Origin of the sequence: Sphingopyxis sp., from assembly GCF_036402335.1 — a bacterium.
Taxonomy (GTDB): domain Bacteria; phylum Pseudomonadota; class Alphaproteobacteria; order Sphingomonadales; family Sphingomonadaceae; genus Sphingopyxis.
The window spans coordinates 1-3,399 of sequence record NZ_DASWTD010000322.1; the positions used below are offsets into that span (position 1 = coordinate 1).

Annotated in this window: 4 protein-coding genes; all 4 read right to left on the bottom strand. The window is 65.4% G+C overall.

Translation table 11 applies throughout. The features are described from left to right. Positions 1-127: 127 nt before the first annotated feature. A complete protein-coding gene (locus VGD20_RS09975) occupies positions 128-664 on the bottom strand; it encodes a J domain-containing protein (RefSeq protein ID WP_331134293.1) in 537 nt (178 codons plus the stop codon). A 54-nt stretch (positions 665-718) separates the two neighbouring features. Next, positions 719-1,504 carry a polyphosphate kinase gene (locus VGD20_RS09980; protein WP_331134294.1) on the bottom strand — a complete coding sequence of 262 codons (786 nt, stop codon included), beginning with the start codon at positions 1,502-1,504 and terminating at the stop codon, positions 719-721. An 83-nt stretch (positions 1,505-1,587) separates the two neighbouring features. Further along, positions 1,588-2,523: a hypothetical protein gene (locus VGD20_RS09985; RefSeq protein WP_331134295.1), complete on the bottom strand. Its 936-nt coding sequence runs from the start codon at positions 2,521-2,523 to the stop codon at positions 1,588-1,590. 62 nt (positions 2,524-2,585) lie between these two features. Beyond that, positions 2,586-3,399, bottom strand: an 814-nt coding sequence (locus VGD20_RS09990; protein ID WP_331134296.1) for an alpha/beta hydrolase, incomplete at its 5' end; no start/stop codon positions are given.

Consider the following 3,399-nt stretch of genomic DNA (forward strand, 5'->3'; position numbering starts at 1 on the left):
GGGGCCCATGGCGTCAGAAGGCTGGCATTGCGCGATTACGCTCTGGGCCCCGGCTTTCGCCGGGGTGCACATCCCTATCGGCAGCTCCCGGCCGAAAAGACGACGTTCAACCCGGCGCCGGCTGCCGCTATGCTGGCTTCCAGCTCTTCCGCTCTTCGGCCTGCTTCAGTACTTCGAACGCCGCCTGCCCCGCGGCAAAGCGCTTCGCCGCTTCGGCATCGCCGGGCTTCACATCGGGATGGCATTCCTTGGCGAGATTGCGCCACGCTTTCTTTGTCGCCTCGAAATCGGCGTCGGGTTCGAGATCGAGGATTTCGAGCGCTCGCATTTCGTCCGCGCTGCGACTGCCGTCGCCCGACCCGCCCCAGGCATAATGCTGCGCGCGAGCGTAGCTGTTCGCGCCGCGGGCTTCCTCGGCGGCACGCGCAGCAGCATCCTCGGCGCTCAATCCTTCGAAATAGTCCCAGCCGCGATTATATTCGGCGGCGTGCGTTTCGCAGAAATACCAGCGTTCGGGGCTGTTCGGCGACTTTGGCGCAGGGCAGTTGCCGGGATTGGTGCAGCCATGGCGATCGCAGAGGCGCACCTTCTGTGCCTCGCGCGACGAGCCATAAGGACGCCAGCGGGGAAAACCCCAGTCATCGGATCTTTTGGCGCGGCTCATCCCGTCCATGTAGCGACTGGAAGCCGCCAATGCTAGCCGAGAAGGCCGAAAAACCTAGTCTTTGGGCTTGTAGCCGAACGCCTTGGCCGCCAGCTTGACGACCGCGGGGTCGAGATCGGGCGGGGTCATCGGTACCACCGCCTCGAGCGCCTCTGCGATATGGGTCAGCGCGGAGATGCGCGCCGCCTTCTTGTTGTTCCCGTCGATCACTTTCCACGGCGCCCAGCGCGTGTTCGTCTGCTCGAACATCTCCTCCATCGCGGCGAGATAGTCCTTGCGCTTTGCCCGGTTGCGATAGTCCTCGGCTCCGGTTTTCCAGCGTTTCCATGGATCGTCGAGGCGATCGGCGAAGCGCCTGTCCTGTTCTTCCTGCGTCAGGTGGACGAAAATCTTGACGAGGTTCGTGCGACTTCCCGTCAGCTGCGCCTCGAATTCGTTGATCTCGTCATAGCCCTTGCGCCACTCGGCCTCGCTCGCAAAACCTTCGACGCGCTCGACGAGGACGCGGCCGTACCAGCTGCGGTCGAAGATCGAGATTTCGCGATTGCCCGGCAGGCGTTTCCAGAAACGCCACAGGAAATGGCGCGCCTTTTCTTCCTCATTCGGTGCGCTGATCGGCCAGACTTCGAAAAAGCGCGGGTCGAGCAGCGCGGTCATCCGCTTGATGATGCCGCCTTTCCCCGCTGCGTCCCAACCCTCGAACATGATGACGCTGCGCTGGCCGTGCGTGATGTGCGCGGACTGGACACGCTCGAGCCGCTCCTGCAGCGCGTCGAGGGCATCGCCATAGTCGCCATCATATTTGGCGCCAGCTTCGTGATCGGAAAGGGAAATGCTCATGGGCCCTCCCTAGCGCAAGCGGAGCGATCCTTCCAAGCGCGATGCGCCGATGTCGTTTTCTGGCACAGCACGCCGCGCCTTCGTTACTCGGGACGCGTCATGCGCTTGCGCGCGTCCCAGTCGGCCAGCGCACGGCGGTTTCGATCGATTCGATCAAGTCCTTCGGGAATCGCGCTGCTGCGCGCGCCCTGCCGCCGCGCCTCGCCATACCAATCGATCGCGGCGTTAAAATCGCCCTGCATTTCTGCGCAAAGGCCGAGATTGAAGGCCAGCGCGGCGGTCGGTTCGGCATCGCGGGTCAGCGCGGTCCACGCGGCGCAGGCACCGGCCTGATCGGTCTTGGTCAGCCGAATGGCATTTTTGAACGCCGCCTGTGCGGGTTTCGCGAGGCCCTTGGTGCTTTCGTCGACGCGCACGTCGAGCGCATAGTCGCGCGGCGCCAGATCGCCCCGGATCGCATTGACCTGATCGCGATACGTGGCCGCGATATAATCCTCGACCGATCGCGAGGCGGAGCGGTCGGGGCACCATGTTTGCTGATCGCGGGCATTTAGCGGCCGCGTATAACGGACCGCCCCATCGGCGAGCGCGACGAGCCGGGCGGTCGTCACGACGCTGACCGTACGAAGGCGGCAGCGAATGTCGACCTTGACCTCCTTCAGGCATTTTTTCTTGTCGGCGGGGTCGTCCTCGACGCAGCGCTTGCGCTTTTCGGTGACGGGAACTTCCTCGACACTTGCACGGGTCGTGCCTGTAACGAGCCCGTCGGCCGGCGCGCCCGATTCGGGGGCGATGATGCGATACCATGGCCGGCCGCCGAACTGCGCCCTGGCGAGTTCCGCCTCGAGCTGCTGCGCAAAGGCGGCGCCATCCTCACCTTCGAAGCGTTCGACCGACAGGCGGAGCAGGTCGTTGACGCTTGCGCCGGCGGGATCGCTGCCGTGAATCGTCAGCGTCTCGGCCGCAGCGGGCGCCGCGAAACAAAGCAAGGTCGCAGCAAACAGCGAACGCGCGCGCATGATTCACCCCCGATCATCAACCCCGCGCCGGGCTATCGCAGCCCCGTGCGCCTGTCAAAGCGTCAGAGAAAGGCTGCGAGTGCCGCCGCGACGCGCGCGGGCGCTTCCATCGGGATAAAATGGCTATGGTCCGGCCACAACTCGTCACACCCGGCGCCGATCGCAGGACCGAGGCCGGTCCAGGTCGGGCTCAGTGAGAAATCGAGCGGACCACCACGCTCGCCGGTCGGCGCGCGGATCACCGTCGACGGAACCGCGAGATAGGGCAGCCATTCGTGCGGGCTGGTACGCAGCGCATTCTGGTAGACCGACGCCTCGAGCGCCGGCGGACAGGCCAGTTCCAGCCCGTCGCCTTCGGCCGCCGGAAGCAGGCCATGGGTGCAATAATCGGCAAGGACGCGCGGATCCCAGTTCGCATAAGGCGGCCGGTCGGCGAAGCGCGCGCGCATCTCTTCGACGTCGGACCATCTATTGCGGCGACGCGCGACAGGATGGTCGGCGGGGTCGGGGATCGGCTTGACAGCCTCGCCTTCGTAAAATGCCGGATCCATGATCACCGGGTCGATCAGCACAAGCTGGCGGAAGGCGGCGGGTCGCTGCGATGCGAGCCGGGTCAGGACATAGGCGCCCATGCTGTGGCCGCAGCCGACGAGCGAATGTCCGCCGAGGCCATCGAGCAGCGGCAGCAGCACATCGGCGGTCGCCGCCCAGTTGGCGAGCGACGATGGGCGATAGCTTCGCCCATGACCGCGATGATCGGGCGCGATGACATGCGTATCCGCGGGTAGCGCCGCCACGACCTGATCCCACAGCCGCGCGTGAAAGCCCGTCGCGTGGAGCAGCAGCAGCGAAGGGCCCTCGCCGCGCTCACCCCAT

Excerpts from the sequence above, each read along its gene's own strand:
- VGD20_RS09975 (WP_331134293.1), bottom strand. The coding sequence starts at position 664 with ATGAGCCGCGCCAAAAGATCCGATGACTGGGGTTTTCCCCGCTGGCGT.
- VGD20_RS09980 (WP_331134294.1), bottom strand. The coding sequence starts at position 1,504 with ATGAGCATTTCCCTTTCCGATCACGAAGCTGGCGCCAAATATGATGGC.
- VGD20_RS09985 (WP_331134295.1), bottom strand. The coding sequence starts at position 2,523 with ATGCGCGCGCGTTCGCTGTTTGCTGCGACCTTGCTTTGTTTCGCGGCG.